18 protein-coding genes are annotated in these 16,553 nt (G+C 69.9%); 2 read left to right on the top strand and 16 right to left on the bottom strand.

Annotation, left to right across the window (positions count from 1 at the left end; genetic code table 11):
- Window positions 1-253 precede the first annotated feature (253 nt).
- From P409_RS08960 to P409_RS08950, 3 genes are all read right to left on the bottom strand, one after another.
- Window positions 254-685, bottom strand: coding sequence for a type II toxin-antitoxin system VapC family toxin (locus tag P409_RS08960; protein ID WP_034834456.1), 432 nt, complete (start codon window positions 683-685; stop codon window positions 254-256).
- A complete protein-coding gene (locus P409_RS08955; RefSeq protein WP_034834460.1) occupies window positions 682-939 on the bottom strand; it encodes a FitA-like ribbon-helix-helix domain-containing protein in 258 nt (85 codons plus the stop codon). The genes P409_RS08960 and P409_RS08955 overlap by 4 nt, the downstream gene beginning before the upstream one ends.
- A 110-nt stretch (window positions 940-1,049) precedes the next feature.
- A complete protein-coding gene (locus P409_RS08950) occupies window positions 1,050-2,291 on the bottom strand; it encodes an NAD(P)/FAD-dependent oxidoreductase (RefSeq protein WP_238578630.1) in 1,242 nt (413 codons plus the stop codon).
- A 161-nt stretch (window positions 2,292-2,452) separates the two neighbouring features.
- Between P409_RS08950 and P409_RS08945 the strand changes: the two genes are divergently transcribed.
- The gene (locus tag P409_RS08945) at window positions 2,453-4,489 is read left to right on the top strand and encodes a beta-N-acetylhexosaminidase (RefSeq protein WP_034834455.1); all 2,037 of its coding nucleotides are present in this window, start codon (window positions 2,453-2,455) and stop codon (window positions 4,487-4,489) included.
- 459 nt (window positions 4,490-4,948) lie between these two features.
- Here P409_RS08945 and P409_RS08935 read toward each other — a convergent pair whose 3' ends face one another.
- From P409_RS08935 to P409_RS08890, 12 genes are all read right to left on the bottom strand, one after another.
- Window positions 4,949-5,851 (bottom strand): enoyl-CoA hydratase-related protein, encoded by a 903-nt coding sequence (locus P409_RS08935; protein ID WP_343285501.1) that lies wholly within the window; start codon window positions 5,849-5,851, stop codon window positions 4,949-4,951.
- The gene (locus P409_RS08930) at window positions 5,848-6,183 is read right to left on the bottom strand and encodes a hypothetical protein (protein WP_218823778.1); all 336 of its coding nucleotides are present in this window, start codon (window positions 6,181-6,183) and stop codon (window positions 5,848-5,850) included. The genes P409_RS08935 and P409_RS08930 overlap by 4 nt, the downstream gene beginning before the upstream one ends.
- Window positions 6,184-6,190: 7 nt before the next feature.
- Complete coding sequence (locus tag P409_RS08925) at window positions 6,191-7,798, bottom strand: carboxyl transferase domain-containing protein (RefSeq protein ID WP_034834454.1); 1,608 nt, start codon at window positions 7,796-7,798, stop codon at window positions 6,191-6,193.
- A 164-nt stretch (window positions 7,799-7,962) separates the two neighbouring features.
- Window positions 7,963-8,244, bottom strand: coding sequence for a hypothetical protein (locus tag P409_RS08920; RefSeq protein ID WP_152613302.1), 282 nt, complete (start codon window positions 8,242-8,244; stop codon window positions 7,963-7,965).
- A 140-nt stretch (window positions 8,245-8,384) separates the two neighbouring features.
- Window positions 8,385-9,116 carry a peptidase gene (locus P409_RS08915; protein ID WP_034834452.1) on the bottom strand — a complete coding sequence of 244 codons (732 nt, stop codon included), beginning with the start codon at window positions 9,114-9,116 and terminating at the stop codon, window positions 8,385-8,387.
- 29 nt (window positions 9,117-9,145) lie between these two features.
- The gene (locus tag P409_RS40290) at window positions 9,146-9,577 is read right to left on the bottom strand and encodes a transglutaminase-like domain-containing protein (protein ID WP_202964608.1); all 432 of its coding nucleotides are present in this window, start codon (window positions 9,575-9,577) and stop codon (window positions 9,146-9,148) included.
- A complete protein-coding gene (locus tag P409_RS40285; protein ID WP_202964607.1) occupies window positions 9,577-9,981 on the bottom strand; it encodes a transglutaminase N-terminal domain-containing protein in 405 nt (134 codons plus the stop codon). The genes P409_RS40290 and P409_RS40285 overlap by 1 nt, the downstream gene beginning before the upstream one ends.
- A gap of 16 nt (window positions 9,982-9,997) precedes the next feature.
- Window positions 9,998-10,936, bottom strand: a complete 939-nt coding sequence (locus tag P409_RS08905) for an alpha-E domain-containing protein (protein WP_034834451.1) — start codon at window positions 10,934-10,936, stop codon at window positions 9,998-10,000.
- Between the two features lie 157 nt (window positions 10,937-11,093).
- Complete coding sequence (locus tag P409_RS08900) at window positions 11,094-12,485, bottom strand: circularly permuted type 2 ATP-grasp protein (protein WP_430515630.1); 1,392 nt, start codon at window positions 12,483-12,485, stop codon at window positions 11,094-11,096.
- A gap of 138 nt (window positions 12,486-12,623) precedes the next feature.
- On the bottom strand, window positions 12,624-13,988 hold the full coding sequence (locus tag P409_RS08895) for a glutamate--cysteine ligase (RefSeq protein ID WP_034834449.1): 1,365 nt from the start codon (window positions 13,986-13,988) through the stop codon (window positions 12,624-12,626).
- Window positions 13,989-14,019: 31 nt separating this feature from the next.
- Window positions 14,020-14,199 carry an RsmE family RNA methyltransferase gene (locus P409_RS41385; RefSeq protein WP_430515629.1) on the bottom strand — a complete coding sequence of 60 codons (180 nt, stop codon included), beginning with the start codon at window positions 14,197-14,199 and terminating at the stop codon, window positions 14,020-14,022.
- Complete coding sequence (locus tag P409_RS08890) at window positions 14,199-14,777, bottom strand: RsmE family RNA methyltransferase (RefSeq protein WP_343285500.1); 579 nt, start codon at window positions 14,775-14,777, stop codon at window positions 14,199-14,201. Before P409_RS08890 ends, P409_RS41385 begins: the two co-directional genes overlap by 1 nt.
- Window positions 14,778-15,298: 521 nt before the next feature.
- Between P409_RS08890 and P409_RS08880 the strand changes: the two genes are divergently transcribed.
- Window positions 15,299-15,640 (top strand): hypothetical protein, encoded by a 342-nt coding sequence (locus P409_RS08880; protein ID WP_034834445.1) that lies wholly within the window; start codon window positions 15,299-15,301, stop codon window positions 15,638-15,640.
- Here the strand turns inward: P409_RS08880 and P409_RS08875 are convergent.
- Entirely contained in the window at window positions 15,637-16,323 is a 687-nt protein-coding gene (locus P409_RS08875) for a DJ-1/PfpI family protein (RefSeq protein ID WP_034834444.1), read from the bottom strand. The genes P409_RS08880 and P409_RS08875 overlap by 4 nt on opposite strands.
- Between the last annotated feature and the right edge of the window lie 230 nt (window positions 16,324-16,553).

Below are 16,553 nucleotides of genomic sequence, written 5' to 3'. Positions count from 1 at the left end.
GCGGGCGACGCCGTTGGCGAAGCAGAACAGCATGTCGGGCCCGGGCGTGAGGTTCAGCGCCAGGGCGGCGGCCATGTACAACGCGAGCGTCGCCGGATCGAACATCGGTGCCTCCGATCTGCAGACGGACGATCCTAGGGCCTGGGCCGGCGCCCGCCACCCTGGCGGACGCATGGCCGCCCCGCCTTCGGCGTCTGATCCGAAACTCGCCCCAGCGGTCGTCTGACACCGTTTCCCGTGCTTCGGGACGGCACTACGTCGAACTATCTGCCTTCCACGGATTTACGATGCTCAACCCGGCCGCCTCGAACGGGCCAGTGTCGCGAGTCGCAACGGCAAATCCTCGTGCGGCGGCCGTGGCGGCGATATAGCCGTCTTCCTTGCCGATCGCTCTCCCCGCTGCCCGCGCTTGCGCCATGAAGTCCGCATAGATGCGGGAGGCATCAAGGTCGAACGGCAGCACGCGGCCCGTGAAGGCCGGCAGTACCTCTCGCTCCAAGCGATCCTGATAAATTCTTTGCCGCCTGCCTGCCGGCATCGTCCCCAAGCCGAAGCGGATTTCAGCAACGGTGATAGCCGACAGATAGAGGGTTTCGACCACCTGCGCGTCGATCCACGCCAGCACGTTGGGATCGGGCGTGACCTTCCACAACTCGGAAATGACGTTGGTGTCGAGGACGATCATTCGAAGCGCATCGGTTCGGCGGGCGTCTTATCGCGAAGCCGGTCGAAATGCGCGGCTTCGGCGTCGGTCAATCCGCCGGCCTCACGTGCGATGGACGTCAGCAGCGAACCAAGCTTCAAGCGGCCTGCCGGCTTCGTCGCTTGCTCCAAAATCGAGCGGATTTCGGCCTCGGTGCTGCGCCCATGCTGTGCAGCCCGGACGCGCAACGCGCGATGCACCTCGTCCGGCACGTTGCGAATGGTGATTGATGCCATAGATTGCATCTCGCCTATACGATAGCCATGCCATCATAATAGCCTCATGCAATCACTCGTTCAACTCATCATCGGCGGTTCGCCACAGACCCGACGCTGCGAACGGGTTGTCAGAACCGGTCGGCGCGGTAGGGCGACGGGTCGACCACGGTGTCGCCGCCGGTGATCATCTCGGCCAGAAGACGGCCGGTGACCGGGCCCAGGGTGAAGCCGTGATGGGCGTGGCCGAAGGCGAGCCACAGCCCCTTGTGCCGCGGCGCCGGGCCGATCACCGGCCGCATGTCGGGCAGGCAGGGCCGGGCGCCGAGCCAGGGCCGGTCGTCGACGCGCGATTCCAGCGGGAACAGCGACCGCGCCGCGGCCTCGGCCGCCTGCAGCTGCACCGGCGTCGGCGGCGCATCGCGATGGCCCATCTCGACCCCCGTGGTCAGGCGCACGCCGCGCGCCATCGGGGTCAAGAGGAAGCCCTGGTCGTCATCCAGCACCGGCCGGTTCAGCACGGCGTTGCCGCGCGGCCGGTAATGCATGTGGTAGCCGCGCTTGACCGCCAGCGGCAGGCGGTAACCGAGCGGCCGCAGCAGGTCGAGCGACCAGGGCCCGAGCGCCACCACCGCGTCGCGCGCCTGCACCGGTCCATCCGGACCCTGCAGGCTCCAGCCGCCATCCGCCGGCTGCAGCGACCGGGCATCGGCCTGCACCAGCCGGCCGCCACGCTTCAGGAACAGCTCGGCATAGCCTTTGGTGACGGCGCCGGGGTCGGAGACCGAGACCGGATCCTGCCAGTGCACGCCGCCGACCAGCCCCTCTTCCAGATGCGGCTCCAGCGCCCGGACCTGCGCCGGGTCGAGCACGCCGAAGTTCAGGCCATGGGCGGCGGCGACGGCCCGGCCCGCTTCCCCCGCCTCCAGGCTTCGGGCCGAGCGATAGACGGTCAGCCAGCCGGTCTCGCGCGCCAGATGGGTGATGCCCGCCTGCTGCAGGAGCGGCCGGTGCTCGTCCAGGCAGCGCTCGATCAGCGGCAGCATCGCCCGCGCCGCCTGGGCCAGCCGGGCCGGCGAGGAGTGGCGCCAGTACTGGAACAGCCAGGGCGCGATCCGCGGCAGGAAGGCCCAGTGGTAGCGCGCGTCGATCCGCATGTTCGAGGCGTAGCGCAGCAGCTCGGGCAGCGCGCGCGGGAAGGCATAGGGCACGACGCTGGCGCGCTCGATCAGCCCGGCATTGCCGTGGCTCGTCTCCTCACCCGGGCCGCGCCGGTCGACCAGCACCACCGACCGGCCGCGCGCCTGCAGGTGCAGCGCGGCCGACACCCCGATGATTCCGGCGCCGAGCACGGCGACATCGCTTCTGATCACGGTCCGACAGCCTTTCCGGGCCCACCGCCGGGCCGCCCATGCCGCATAGCATATCCGGGACCGAGTTTGGGGGCTCGCGGCGAGGCCGAATCACGCCATCGTGGTATAGACCATTCCCCACGCTGCCGAGCGCAGTCCTCCCAACCGCGAAGGCCCGCCCGATGACGTCCCCGTTCCGACTGGAAACCTTCTGGCGGCCCGCCGAGGGCGGCGAGTCCCTGAGCTACACGCTGCGGCTGACCAACCGGTCGGACCGGGCGGTCTCGGGCTTCAGGCTCTGCCTCAGCGGGCCCGCGCGGATCGACCCCGCCGCGGGGATCGAGGGCGCCACGCTGACCACCCGGCTGTCGAACCACTCCGAATTCACCCCCGGCCCGGACCTGGAGCTGGCCCCCGGCGCCACCTGGACGATCACGGCCCGGGGCCTGAGCTATCCGCTGCGCCATTGGACCGACGGCGCGACCACGGCCTATGTCGCGCTGGCCGACGGATCGACCATGCGGGTCGCCACCGCGCCGACCCATTCGGCCACCGACAACGCGCCGCTGAAGCGGGGCACCGAGCGCTTCCCCGTCCCGGCCTCGGTGACGATGTCGGTCTCGGGCACGACCGCCCCCGTGCCGGTCTCGGTGATTCCCTGGCCGGAGAGCGTCGCGGTCAGCGGCCGCCGCGCCGTGCCCGCCGGCCTGGCGCCGAGGGGCGAAGGCGCCGAGACAGGACAGGCGATCACCGCCTTCGCCGAGCTGACGACCGCGCTGTTCCCGGCCGAGGGCATCGTGCGGCCGGAGGCGGAGGGCGGCCTGGCGATCGATCTTGCCGTCGAGCCGGGATTCGGCCCCGAGGCCTATCGCATCGCCTTCGCCGAGGACGGCGTCGCCGTCCGGGCCGCCACCCGCACCGGCCTGCTGTACGGGCTGATCACGCTGGGCCAGATCTGGCGCGGCGCCCGGCGCCATCCGGAGACCTTCCTGTTCCCCGCGGGCGGCGAGATCCAGGATTCGCCGGCGCATGGCTGGCGCGGGTCGCATCTCGATGTCGCCCGGCAGTTCTATGCCTCGGCCGAGGTGGCACGGTTCCTGCAACTGCAGGCCTGGAGCAAGATGAACCGCTTCCACTGGCACCTGTCGGATGACGAGGCCTGGCGGGTCGAGATCGACGCCTATCCGGAGCTGACCCGGGTCGGCGCCTGGCGCGGCCATGGCCTGGCGCTGCCGCCGCTGCTCGGCTCCGGCTCCGAGCCGCAGGGCGGCTACTACACAAAGCAGGCGATCCGCGACCTGGTGGCCCTGGCCGACCGGCTGGGCATCGTCGTGGTGCCGGAGATCGATATCCCCGGCCATTGCTATGCCGTGCTGCACGCGCTGCCGCATCTGCGCGACCCGGGCGAGCATGGCGAGTACCAGTCGGTGCAGGGCTTCCCCAACAACTGCCTGAACCCGGCGCATGAGCCGGTCTACGGCTTCCTGGAGACCGTGTTCGACGAGCTGATCGACCTGTTCCCGGCGAAGATCCTGCATGTCGGCGCCGACGAGGTGCCGCTGGCCGCCTGGTCGGGCTCACCGCTCGCGCTCGACCGGCTGCGGCAGGCGGGCGGCGGCGCGCTGGCGGAGAAGCACGCCGCGCTGGTCAACACCCTCGGCAACCATAACGGCGCCGATGCCATCGAGGGGTCGGCGACCGCGGTGCTGCAGGCGGAGTTCCTGCAGCGGGTGCAGCGCTTCCTGGCCTCGCGCGGCGTCGTCACCGGCGGCTGGGAGGAGGCGGCGCATGGCGACGTGATCGAGAAGGACAAGTGCTACCTGGTCGGCTGGCGCTCGGTCGAGGTCAGCGCCGAGCTGGCCGGCCGCGGCTACGACATCGTGGTCGCGCCGGGGCAGCGCTACTATCTCGACATGTCGCAGAGCACCGCCTGGTCCGAGCCGGGCGCCGGCTGGGCCGGCTGGTCGGGGGTGCGGGAGACCTATGAGTTCGAGGCTAGCCAGGGCTGGACCGAGGCGCAGCTGAAGCACCTCATGGGCGTCCAGGCCTGCATCTGGTCCGAGCCGATGACCGATCGCGCGGTGTTCGACCGGCTGGTGTTCCCCCGGCTGTCGGCCATCGCCGAGGCCGGCTGGACCCGGACGGAGGCGAAGTCCTGGGCGCGCTTCAGCGCCCTGGCCGGGCTGATGCCGAACCTGTACGGGAACTGGGCGGACTGACCCCGGGGAGAGCATCCCCTAATCCTCGGGGGATGCCGGCGCGCCTCGTTGCGACGAGACTATGGACGCGCCCGAGAGGACGGGATGCGCCGACGCCGCCTGTGCCGCCGGTAACAGGCCGGCGCGGGCGGCGCGACGCATTCTCCGCGCGGCTGGGCGGAAACGGACATTGGATCCGGCCGCCGTCGATCAACGAGGGGACATGATGCGGAGCATCGACAAAGCGTTCTTCATCCTGGCGGTGCTGATGGCGCTGGCCGGGATGCTGCTGGGCATCCAGATGGGCATGGCCCACGACTTCCAGCTGGTGCCGGTGCACACCCACATCAACCTCGTCGGCTGGGTCTCGCTCGCCCTGTTCGGGATCGGCTACCGGCTCGGCTTCGCCAGGGCCGGCGTGCTGGCCGTCATCCATTTCTGGGTCGCGGCCGCCGGTGCTATCCTGCTGCCGGCCGGCATCTATTTCGCGGTCACCCGGGAGCAGCAGGCCGTGGTCATCATCGGTTCGCTGCTGACGCTGGCCTCGATGCTGCTGTTCCTGGTCAATGTCGTCCGGGCCTGGAACGCGCCGGCCACGGCCAGCTGATCAACCGAGCCAGGACGGCTTGCGCTTCTCCAGGAAGGCGGCGACGCCCTCCTTGCCTTCGTCGCCGGCGCGGGTCGCGGCGATCCGGCGGGCGCAGTCGTCCTCGACCTCGGCCGGGGCCCGACCGGCCACCGCGGCGACCAGTTCCTTCGCCGCCGCACCGCCGCCGGGCCGTTGCCGCGCAGCGCCGCCAGGACCTGCCGCGCCGCTTCCTCGAGCCCGTCGCTTTCCACCAATTCATGCACCAGGCCGAGACGCCGGGCCTCGACCGCGTCGAAGCGCTCGGCCGTCAGGAAGTAGCGGCGGGCGGCGCGGGCGCCGATGGCGCGCACCACATAGGGGCTGATCACCGCCGGGATCAGGCCGAGCTTGACCTCGGACAGCGAGAAGGAAGCCGCCTCGGTGGCGATGGCGATATCGCAGCAGGCGACGAGGCCGACGCCGCCGCCATAGGCCGCGCCGTGGACCAGGGCGACCGTCGGCTTGGGCAGCGTGTCGATGGTGCGCATCAGCGCCGCCAGCGCCTTGGCATCGGCCAGGTTGGCGGCCTCGTCATAGGCCGCCATGCGGCGCATCCAGTCGAGATCGGCGCCGGCCGAGAAGCTCTTGCCGGCACCGCGCAGCACCACGGCACGAACGGAGTCGTCGGCGCCCAGCCTGGCGAAGCCCGCCGTCAGCTCGGCAATGACGTGCTCGTCGAAGGCGTTGTGGCGGTCCGGCCGGTCCATCACGACCGTGCCGACGCCGTTTCCGATCTCGATCCGGACCGCGCTCATCGCACCACCCAGCTCAGTACCAGAAGACCCAGCAGCGCCCACACCACGCCGGCCACGATCGACCGGGCGATGAAGGCGCGGACGGAGGTGTACAGCAGGAACAGGCCGAGGATCAGCAGCGCGAAGGAGAAGATCGAGCTGTTCATCCCGATGGCCCGGGCCATGCCGTCGAGGAAGTCGTTCACGGCGCCGCTGATGCCGCCGAACACACCGCGCACCACGCGAATGATGAAATGGATCAGCGTGCCCAGCGCCTCGCCGAGCCATTCGAAGAAGCTCTGCGACTCGAACACCGCCTGGCGGCCGCGCAGCAGGTCGTACAGGATCATCATATCCCCGTCACATCCGGAACACGCCGAAGCGGGTCGGCTCGATCAGCGCGTTCAGCGACGCCGACAGCGCCAAGGCCAGCACCCGCCGGCTGTCCGCCGGGTCGATCACCCCGTCGTCCCACAGCCGGGCCGAGGCATAGTAGGGATGGCCCTGGGTCTCGTACTGCTCGCGGATCGGCGCCTTGAACGCCTCCTCCTCCGCCTGCGGCCAGGTCTCGCCCCTGGCCTCGATGCCGTCGCGCCGCACCTGGGCCAGGACGTTGGCCGCCTGCTCCCCGCCCATCACCGAGATCCGGGCGTTCGGCCACATGAACAGGAAGCGCGGCCCGTAGGCCCGCCCGCACATGCCGTAATTGCCGGCGCCGAAGCTGCCGCCGATCATCAGGGTCAGTTTCGGCACCTGGGCCGAGGCGACGGCGGTGACCAGCTTGGCGCCGTCCTTGGCGATGCCGCCGCGCTCGTATTTCGAGCCGACCATGAAGCCGGTGATGTTCTGCAGGAACAGGAGCGGGATGCCGCGCTGGCAGCACAACTCGACGAAATGCGCGCCCTTCAGCGCGCTTTCCGAGAACAGGATGCCGTTGTTGGCGACGATGCCGACCGGGATGCCCCAGAGATGGGCGAAGCCGCAGACCAGCGTGGTGCCGTACAGCGCCTTGAACTCGTCGAACTCCGACCCATCGACCAGCCGCGCGATCACCTCGCGCACATCGAAGGGCTTCCTCAGATCGGTGCCGACGATGCCGTAGAGGTCGGCGGCCGGGTACAGCGGTTCCACCGGGTCGCGCAGCGCCAGGGCCGGCCGCTTGACCCGGTTCAGGTCGGCGACGATGCGGCGGGCGATGGCCAAGGCGTGGTGGTCGTCCTGGGCGTAGTGGTCGGTGACGCCGGAGATGCGGCTGTGCACATCGGCGCCGCCGAGATCCTCGGCCGACACCTCCTCGCCGGTCGCGGCCTTCACCAGCGGCGGGCCGCCGAGGAAGATGGTGCCCTGGCCCTTGACGATGATGGATTCGTCCGACATCGCCGGGACATAGGCGCCGCCGGCGGTGCAGGAGCCCATCACCACCGCGATCTGCGGGATGCCGGCGGCCGACATCGTCGCCTGGTTGTAGAAGATCCGTCCGAAATGGTCGCGGTCGGGGAAGACCTGGTCCTGCAGCGGCAGGAAGGCGCCGCCGGAATCGACCAGGTAGAGGCAGGGCAGGTTGTTCTCGCGCGCGATCTCCTGCGCCCGCAGGTGCTTCTTCACCGTCAGCGGGTAATAGGTGCCGCCCTTCACCGTCGCGTCGTTGACGACGATCACGCATTCCTGGCCGGAGACCGGGCCGATGCCGGTGATGATGCCGGCAGCGGGAACATCGTCCTGATACACCCCGTGACCGGCCAGCTGCGACAGCTCCAGGAACGGCGCGCCGGGGTCGAGCAACGCGCGGATGCGGTCGCGCGGCAGCAGTTTGCCGCGGGCGACATGGCGGTCACGGGCCACCTGGCCGCCGCCCAGCTTGACCCGGGCCACGGTCGATTGCAGGTCCTCGACGGCCGTGCGCATGGCCGTCTCGTTGTCGCGGAAGGCGGCGGACCGGGTGTCGGCCGCGCTGTTCAGCACGGGCATGGGCGCTCCAGCTCGAGCCAATGGTGCCGCGCACCATGCCGGGATGAATGAGGCCGGGCAAGGGCAGAAAGATTATTGCCGGAAGGTCGTCGCGTCATGTCCGACAAGAAAGGGGGCCGAAGCCCCCTTTTCCCCTTCCAACCGCTTTCAGAGCGCCGGACCGATCACGGGCACTGCGGGTCGCCCTTGGTGCACTGCGGGCCATTGGTGATGAGCTGGTTCGGCGCGCGATAGACATAGCGGTTGACGAGTTGCCCGTTCGGCCCAACCTCGGTGGTCGCGCTTTCGAGGGTCGAGCCCGGCGCCACATTGGCGGGCAGCGCCGACGGCGCCGCCGGAGTGCCGCCCGCCACGGCCGCAGGCTCCCGCGGCTGGGCGCAGGCGCCAAGCGCCAGGAGCGCAGCGAAACCGGAAAGCAGGGCGGTTCTACGAAGCGCGATGCGCATGGCACTAAACTCCTCTTTTATCATTATCGGTCGGGCCGCAGACGCGGCATTACCCCGATACAACACCGGAAGGGTGGTTCAGGCTCCCATCAATTTCAACCTTGAAACCTGCTAAATAGTTCCCGCCTCGATTCGTTCGGTTACGCCCAATCCGGGTTGGGAATGGCCTGATAGGCCTGCCGCAGGGCATCGGACCAGCGCTGGCGCAGGCCGGAGAAGTAGGGGTCGTCCTCGCCGACCCGCTTGCGCAGGGCCAGCTCCAGCGCGTCGCGGCGATACAGCGCGATGTCGATCGGCAGCCCGACCGACAGGTTGCTGCGCAGCGTCGAATCCATCGACACCAGGCCGAGCTTGAGACCGTCGGTCAGCGGCGTCTCGAATCGCGCGGCGCGGTCGAGAATCGGCTTGCCGTATTTGTGCTCGCCGATCTGCAAATAGGGCGTGTCGGCCGTGGCCTCGATGAAGTTGCCGGCCTGGTAGATCTCGAACAGGCGGCAGCGGCGCCCGGCGATCTGGCCGCCGAGTAGGAAGGAGGCGTTGAAGCCGCCGGCATGCTGCTCCATCGCCGGGCCGTCGCGGTTCCAGACCGCGCGCACCGCCTCGCCCACCAGCTCGGCGCAGCGGAACATCGACGGCGCCGTGGCCAGGCTCTCGCGCCCGTCGCCGGCGTCGACCGCCTCGGACAGCAGGGCGACCACGGACTGGGTGACGGCGAGATTGCCGGCGGTGAGCAGCACCATCACCCGGTCGCCCGGCCGCTCCCAGATATGCATCTTGCGGAAGGTCGAGATGTTGTCGACGCCGGCATTGGTGCGGGTATCGGCGATCATCACCAGCCCCTCTTCGAGCAGCAGGCCGAGGCAGTAGGTCATGCGAAGCGGTCCGGGCTCATCGTCAAGGATCAGGCCTGCGCCTGGGTCTGGGCCTGGGTTTGCAGCTCACCGACACGGATCACGACCTCCAGCGCCTCGGCACCGCCGCCCTGGCGCAGGCCGCGGACCGGCGCGGCGTCGCGGTAGTCGAGGCCGATGGCGACGCGGACATAATGCTCGGTCGGGCAGATTCCGTTGGCGGCGTCGAAACCGACCCAGCCGAGCCCGTCGATGAAGGCTTCGGCCCAGGCGTGGCCCGCCGCCTGCTCGACGCTGCCGTCGGCCATCAGCAGATAGCCCGAGACATAGCGCGCCGGCAGGCCGAGATGGCGGGCGCAGGCCAGGAACACATGGGTGTGGTCCTGGCAGACGCCGGTGCCGGCCGCCAGCGCCTCGGCCGCGGTGGTGGCGGCGTGGGTCAGGCCGGGCTGGAAGGCGATGCGGCCATGCACCGCCAGCATCAGGGCATGGGCCAGAGCCAGCGGCTCGCGCCGCCGGCGGCCGCCTCCTCCGCCAGCGCGACCAGCGCCGCGTCCGTGGCGGCCAGCGGCGAGGGGCGCAGGTAGAAGGCGGCCGGGAACCGCTCCTGCGTTCCGGTGACGACGCCATGGGTGTCGCGGGTCTCGACCTCGCCCTCGACCAGCAGGGTCAGGGCGTCGTGCGGCCGCTCCAGCGACAGCATGTCGACGATGTTGCCGTAGCCGTCCTCGCCGGTCGCGAGAGCCGCCCCGGCCGGCGGCACCACACGCCAGCGCAGCACCTCCTGCCCGTCATGCGACCGGGGCGTCAGGCGCAGCGTCTGCAGGGTGCGGCTGACCGGGCTGTCGTAGCGGTAGCGGGTCTCGTGGCGGATCAGGAGGCGCATGGGCCGGGCTGGTAGATCAGATCAGATAGGCCTTGCTGACCTCGAGGCCGAGGATGTTGTTCTGCTGGATGAACGCGGTCAGGTATTCGTGCAATCCGGTCGAGAAGATCGTGTCGATCCGGCCGTAGCGCAAGCGCGAATGCATCTCCCCGGCCAGCCGCTGGCACTCGTGCTTGCGGCCGTAGAGATCGGCCAGTTCGCCCAGCAGCTCGACCATCTCGCCGAGGCAGCCGGCCAGCGACCGCGGCATCTCCGGCCGCAGGATCAGCAGCTCCGCCACCTGCCAGGGCTTGATGCCGTCGCGGTAGAGGTAGGAGTAGCTGCCGAGCGCCGAGGCGCCGCGCAGGATCGCCGCCCATTGATAGAAGTCGAGGCCGCCGCCGACCTCCTCATTCGCCGGCAGCAGCACATGGTACTTCACGTCGAGCAGCCGGGCGGTGTTGTCGGCCCGCTCCAGCATGGTGCCGAGCTGCAGGAAGATGTGGGCGTCGTCGCGCAGCATGGTGTCGACGACCGCACCATGGAACAGCAGCGCCCGCTCCTTCACCCATTCCAGCAGGTCGCGCAGGTCGCCGCCGGCGATCCGCCCCTCGCGGGAATCGAGGTCCAGCCAGGTGGCGTTCAGCGTCTCCCACATCGGCCGGGTCAGCGCCGCGCGCACCGCCCGCCCGTTGGTCCGCGCCCGCTGCAGGCAGGAGCGGATGCTGGTCGGGTTGTCGGGACTGCGGGCGATGTAGTCGACCACGGTGGCCGGCGTCGCCCGCTCATGCGTCTTGTAGAAGCCCTCCTGGCAGCCGGAGATGACCACGGCGGAATGCCACTCGTCCTGCCGCGCGCCGCCGCTGTTCGGCGTCAGCGCCATGCGGTCGGCCACCTCCAGGATCCGGGCCAGGTTCTCGGCGCGCTCGATGTAGCGGCCGAGCCAGTAGAGGCTGTCGGCGGTGCGGCTCAGCATCCCGATCGTCCTGCCTTCATGTCTTCGGAGATGGAGCGAAATTCGGTCCGGTAAGTCGGCTGGCGTGGTTTGCGAGAACCGGAGCGCAGCGGACATGAAGGTCCGTGAGCACCGGAAGCGCAGAAAACCGCGTCAGACGGCCGCCGGGACGAATTTCTCATGCCGTCAGCACCCAGGTGTCCTTGGTGCCGCCTCCTTGGCTGGAGTTCACCACCAATGAGCCTTCGCGCAGCGCCACCCGGGTCAGCCCGCCCGGCACGATCCGGACCTGGTCCCGGCCGGTCAGGACGAAGGGGCGGAGGTCGACATGGCGCGGCGCCACGCCCTGGTCGACGAAGGTCGGGCAGGTCGACAGCGCCAGGGTCGGCTGGGCGATGAACAGGTCGGGCTGCGCCTTGACTCGCTCGGCATAGGCCTCGCGCTCGGCCCGGCTGGCGGTCGGCCCGACCAGCATGCCGTAGCCGCCCGACCCCGCCACCTCCTTGACCACCAGCTCCTCCAGGTTGGCCAGGACATGGGCGCATTCGTCGGGCTTCGAGCAGTCCCAGGTCGGGACGTTCTTCAGGATCGGCTCCTCGCCCAGATAGAACCGGATCATCGCCGGGACATGGATGTACATCGCCTTGTTGTCGGCGATGCCGGTGCCCATGGCGTTGGCCAGGGCCACGTTGCCGGCGCGGTAGGCGTGGTACAGGCCGGGGACGCCGAGCACCGAGTCCGGGTTGAACGCCAGCGGGTCGATGAAGTCGTCGTCGATCCGGCGGTAGATCACGTCGACCCGCTTCGGCCCGCGGGTGGTGCGCATGTAGACCACGGCGTCGCGCACGAACAGGTCCGGCCCCTCGACCAGCTCGATGCCCATGCGGTCGGCCAGGAAGCTGTGCTCGAAATAGGCGCTGTTGTAGATGCCGGGGGTCAGCAGGGCGACCGTCGGCTCGCCCTCGCAGTTGCGCGGTGCCACCGATGTCAGCGTCGCCAGCAGCTCCTGCGGGTAGTGCTCGACCGGCGCCACGCTGTGCCGGGCGAACAGGTCCGGGAACAGCCGCATCATCATCTCACGGCCTTCCAGCATGTAGGAGACGCCGGACGGGGTGCGGGCGTTGTCCTCCAGCACATAGAAGTCGTTCGGGCCGACCCGGACGATGTCGATGCCGGCGATGTGGGTGTAGATGCCGCCGGGCGGATCCAGCCCCTGCATCTCCGGCAGGTAGCCAGGGTTGTGCAGCACCAGCCGCTCCGGCACCTGGCCGGCGCGCAGGATCTCCTGGCCGTGATAGACGTCGTGCAGGAAGGCGTTGAGCGCCCTGACCCGCTGCACCAGCCCCTGCTCGAGATGCCGCCACTCGGCGGCGTCGAGCACCCGGGGCATGATGTCGAAGGGGATCAGCCGCTCGGGGTCGCCGCCCTCGCCATAGACCGCGAAGGTGATGCCTATGCGGCGGAACAGCGCCGCCGCCTCCCGGCGCTTGAGATCGAAGACCGAGGCCGGCGTCGCCGCCAGCCAATCCGCCAGGGCCGCATAGGGGGACCGGACCGGTCCGCTGCCCATCTCGTCGAATGCCTGCACCATCCCTCCGGCACGTCCCTGCTCGACGAAACCATCAAGCAAGGGATGTGCCATTGCCCGCAAGCAAAATTCGGCGCAGCCCTGAGAAGGGTGCCTAAAATTCCAGCAAAGCTTGCCGGATCAATAGGCGTAGGCGGTGAAAACCGGATCGACCGAGCCGCCCCATTCGGTCTCGTAGCGGCGCAGCATCTCCGACGCCTGGGTCTCGCCGCTATCGGCGATGCGCTGCAGATCGTTGAGGAAGCCCTCCTCGGTGCCGCCGATCGCGTCCGTGCGGGCCCGGGCAGCGAGGCCCTGGCGGGCGATCGCCAGCACCCTCAGCGCCACGTCGCGCACCGTGCCGCCGCGGAACGGGGTGGCCAGGCCGAGGCGCGGCACATCGCGACGCAGCGCCGCCCGTTCTTCCGTGGTCCAGTCCTTGACCAGATCCCAGGCGGCGTCCAGCGCCGTATCGTCATAGAGCAGACCGACCCAGAGCGCCGGCAGGGCGCAGAGGCGCGACCACGGCCCGCCGTCGGCGCCGCGCATCTCCAGATACTTCTTCAGCCGCACCTCGGGGAAGGCGGTGGTCAGGTGGTCGGCCCAGTCGTTCAGCGTCGGCAGCTGCCCCGGATGGACCGCCAGCTTGCCTTTGAGGAAGTCGCGGAAGCTGTGGCCGGCGGCGTCGATGTAGCGGCCGTCGCGGTAGACGAAGTACATCGGCACGTCGAGCAGGTAGTCGACATAGCGTTCGAAGCCGAAGCCGTCCTCGAACACGAAGGGCAGGTCGCCGGTGCGGTCGGGGTCGGTGTCGGTCCAGATATGGCTGCGCAGGCTCTGGAAGCCGTTCGGCCTGCCCTCGGTGAAGGGCGAGTTGGCGAACAGCGCCGTGGCAATCGGCTGCAGCGCCAGGCTGGCCCGGAACTTCTTCACCATGTCGGCTTCGGAGGCGAAGTCGAGATTGACCTGCACCGTGCAGGTGCGGGTCATCATGTCGAGGCCGAGCGAGCCGCGCTTCGGCATGTAGTCGCGCATGATCTTGTAGCGGCCCTTGGGCATCCAGGGGATGTCCTCGCGCCGCCATTTCGGCTGGAAGCCGAGGCCGATCATGCCGATGCCGAGCTGCTCCCCGACCTTCTTCACCAGCGCCAGGTGGTCCGCCACCTCGGCGCAGGTGTCGTGGATGCTGCGCAGCGGCGCGCCCGACAGCTCGACCTGGCCGCCCGGCTCCAGCGTCACCGACGCCTTGCCGCGGGCCAGAGCGATCAGGTTGCCGTTCTCCTCCACCCGCTCCCAGCCGCAGCCGGCCAGGCCCTCGAGCACGGCGCGGATGCCGTCCGGCCCGTCAAAGGGCAGCGGCTTCAGGTCCGACAGGCGGAAGGCGAACTTCTCGTGCTCGGTGCCGATGCGCCAGTCCTCGGGCGGCTTCGACCCGGCGGCGAGATAGTCGACGAGCTGCGCCTTGCTCTCGATCGGTGCGGCGCTGGCGCTCTGGGGACCGGACATGGGCGGGTACTCGGGTGTCGGAAGGTGGGTATCAGACGCGATGCGGCGGCCGGCCGCGCCCGTCGCCGGCCAGGGATTGCCAGACCGCGAGCGCGGCGATGGCCGCCGTGTCGGCGCGCAGGATACGAGGGCCGAGGCCGACCGGTCGAACAAATTCGTGACGTTGCAAGGCCGCCAGCTCCGCCGCCGCGAAGCCGCCTTCCGGGCCGATCAGGAGGGCGGCGGGGCCGGCCGCCTCCGCCGCGACCTCGGCCAGGGCCGGGCCTCCCCGGCCTCGGCGCAGACCAGCAGGATCCGCCCCGCCGGCCAGCCGGCCAGCAGGGCATCGAGGCCGACCGGGTCGCGCACCTCCGGCACGTCCAGCCGCTCGCATTGCTCGGCCGCGGCCACGGCATGGGCGCGCAGCCGGTCGAGATTGACGCGCTGCACGTCGGTGAAGCGGGTGAAGACCGGCTGCAGCACGGCGGCGCCGAGCTCTGTCCCCTTCTCCACCACCGCGTCGATCGCGTCCTTCTTCACCGGGGCGAAGCAGAGCCAGAGGTCCGGCGCGGGAGCCGGCGGGCGCAGTTGCCGTTCCGCCAGGGCCGAGCCGCCGGCCTTGGTCAGCGTGTCGAGCCGCGCCAGCCACTCACCGTCGCGCGGGTTGAACAGGCGCAGTCCCGCGCCGGGCGCCAGCCGCAGCACGCCGCGCAGGTGATGCGCCTGGGGTTCGGACAAGGCCACGGCCCGCCCCTCCCCGAGGGGGGCATCGGCATGCAGGCGGGTGCGCGGCAGGGCGTCGGAGGTCATGCGCGGACGCTAGCCGCTGGCCGGCCATCCGGCAACGCGTCCTTGGGAGGACAACGGGCCACTCGGCTGCAAGCGATGCGATGTCGAGTGTGTTCGCGTTGCCTCTCCCGCCTGCAGAACCGTCAGACTTCCAGGCACCGTCATCGCAACCGGCCCCCGGACGGCTTCGTCCGCTTCACCTCCCTGCCGTGACGGGACAGAAGCTTCTTGACTTTATGTTCCTGATATGTTCTCATTAGCGGATGGCCGAGATCACCAGGACTGAGACTGAGATCGCTGCCCCGCCGGATCCGGACGAGGCCGACGACGCGATCCTGTCCGGCCTGATCGAGCTCGGCATGACGATGGCCCGCGCGTTCCAGGCCGCTGGGACCGGACAGCGGCTGAGGCCCGGGTCGGCGCGAACGCGTAGGCTGGGTTCGCGTTGCGAACCCAACGTCTCGCCGCGGAACCTCTCTTGCGGTCCGGCCTGGGGCCATGGAGGCTGAAGCTCCTGCATGTCACGTCGGAGAAGAGGCGCCATGACCGGCATCGATCTGGACAGGCTGGTGGAACTCGACCGGGCGGCGTCGCCTGGTCCCTGGTTTGTGCGGCACCTCGACGACGATCATGCGATGAGCGCGATCGCCGTCTCGATCCGGCCCGACAGCGGAGAAGACGGGTCCATGCGAGACGGGACATGGCCTCTCGATGACGTGGTGGCGGCGTGCCTTCTGCAGCAGCCACGCTACGTCGATCCTCCCGACCAGAAATGGGACGAGAACGCCGCCCTGATCGCCGAGGTCAGGACGGCGCTGCCTGAATTGCTGCGCCTGGCCAGGATCGGCCAGGCGCAGGAGACATCCGGACGGCGGCCTGGCTAAGAAGCCCGGCGACGGTCCCGGGCCACCTGCTCGACGATCGCCTGCCGGTCCGGCATCCGGGCGCGGTTGCGGGCCGTCACCAGCTCGACGATCTCCGGCGCCGCGGTCTCGGGCCGGCCGGAGTCATAGGGCGGCGCCGGGGCGTATTCGAGCGACAGCTGGATCGCCTGCGCCGTCGCCTCATCCGCCAGCTCGGCCGCGAGGGTCAGGGCGAAGTCGATGCCGGCCGTCACGCCGCCGCCGGTGAACACATTGCCGTCGCGGACCACGCGGCCGGCATCGGGGATGGCGCCGAACAGGGCCAGCTGGTCGCGCCAGGCCCAGTGACTGGCCGCCCGCTTGCCCTCCAGCAGCCCTGCGGCGGCCAGGATCAGCGACCCGGTGCAGACCGAGGTGACATAGCGAGCCGCAGCGGCGAGCCGGCGGATCTCGCCGAGAAACGCGTCGCTGCGCATGATGTCGACGCAGCCGAAGCCGCCGGGGACGCATAGCACGTCGCAGCGCTCGATCTCCTCCAGCCGGGCAAGGCCGGAGAAGGTCAGCCCGTCGACCGTCACCGGCTCGCTGCCCAACGAGGCGACGACGGTCCGGGCGCCGGGCAGCCGCGCCAGCACCTGGTGCGGGCCGGTGAAATCGAGATGGGTGACCCCGGGATAGATCGGGAAGACGATGACGGTGTCCATGGCGGCCTCCGGACGGGATTGACAGCCCTCAGTATCGCGACGCAGGGTGATGTCTGAAACGACATTGTTCCCTCGTTTACAGCCATGACCCGCGCGATCGGCTTCCTGGTCTTCCCCGGCTTCAACATTCTCGACCTGACGGGGCCGCTGGCGGCCTTCGACACTGCGTCGCGGGACCGCGCGCCGCCGCCCTACCGGCTGCGGGTGATCTCGGAGCGGGGCGGCGCGGT

Origin of the sequence: Inquilinus limosus MP06, assembly GCF_000767795.1 — a bacterium.
Classification (GTDB): Bacteria; Pseudomonadota; Alphaproteobacteria; order DSM-16000; family Inquilinaceae; genus Inquilinus; species Inquilinus limosus_E.
This window is presented reverse-complemented; position numbering and strand designations above follow the sequence as displayed.

Excerpts from the sequence above, each read along its gene's own strand:
- P409_RS08945 (WP_034834455.1), top strand. The coding sequence starts at position 2,453 with ATGACGTCCCCGTTCCGACTGGAAACCTTCTGGCGGCCCGCCGAGGGC.
- P409_RS08930 (WP_218823778.1), bottom strand. The coding sequence starts at position 6,183 with ATGATGATCCTGTACGACCTGCTGCGCGGCCGCCAGGCGGTGTTCGAG.
- P409_RS08875 (WP_034834444.1), bottom strand. The coding sequence starts at position 16,323 with ATGGACACCGTCATCGTCTTCCCGATCTATCCCGGGGTCACCCATCTC.
- P409_RS08955 (WP_034834460.1), bottom strand. The coding sequence starts at position 939 with ATGGCATCAATCACCATTCGCAACGTGCCGGACGAGGTGCATCGCGCG.
- P409_RS40285 (WP_202964607.1), bottom strand. The coding sequence starts at position 9,981 with ATGCGCCTCCTGATCCGCCACGAGACCCGCTACCGCTACGACAGCCCG.
- P409_RS08915 (WP_034834452.1), bottom strand. The coding sequence starts at position 9,116 with ATGACCTACTGCCTCGGCCTGCTGCTCGAAGAGGGGCTGGTGATGATC.
- P409_RS08925 (WP_034834454.1), bottom strand. The coding sequence starts at position 7,798 with ATGCCCGTGCTGAACAGCGCGGCCGACACCCGGTCCGCCGCCTTCCGC.
- P409_RS08895 (WP_034834449.1), bottom strand. The coding sequence starts at position 13,988 with ATGTCCGGTCCCCAGAGCGCCAGCGCCGCACCGATCGAGAGCAAGGCG.
- P409_RS08880 (WP_034834445.1), top strand. The coding sequence starts at position 15,299 with ATGACCGGCATCGATCTGGACAGGCTGGTGGAACTCGACCGGGCGGCG.
- P409_RS08920 (WP_152613302.1), bottom strand. The coding sequence starts at position 8,244 with ATGCGCATCGCGCTTCGTAGAACCGCCCTGCTTTCCGGTTTCGCTGCG.
- P409_RS08935 (WP_343285501.1), bottom strand. The coding sequence starts at position 5,851 with ATGAGCGCGGTCCGGATCGAGATCGGAAACGGCGTCGGCACGGTCGTG.
- P409_RS08905 (WP_034834451.1), bottom strand. The coding sequence starts at position 10,936 with ATGCTGAGCCGCACCGCCGACAGCCTCTACTGGCTCGGCCGCTACATC.
- P409_RS08890 (WP_343285500.1), bottom strand. The coding sequence starts at position 14,777 with ATGACCTCCGACGCCCTGCCGCGCACCCGCCTGCATGCCGATGCCCCC.
- P409_RS08900 (WP_430515630.1), bottom strand. The coding sequence starts at position 12,485 with ATGGGCAGCGGACCGGTCCGGTCCCCCTATGCGGCCCTGGCGGATTGG.
- P409_RS40290 (WP_202964608.1), bottom strand. The coding sequence starts at position 9,577 with ATGCTGGCGGTGCATGGCCGCATCGCCTTCCAGCCCGGCCTGACCCAC.
- P409_RS08960 (WP_034834456.1), bottom strand. The coding sequence starts at position 685 with ATGATCGTCCTCGACACCAACGTCATTTCCGAGTTGTGGAAGGTCACG.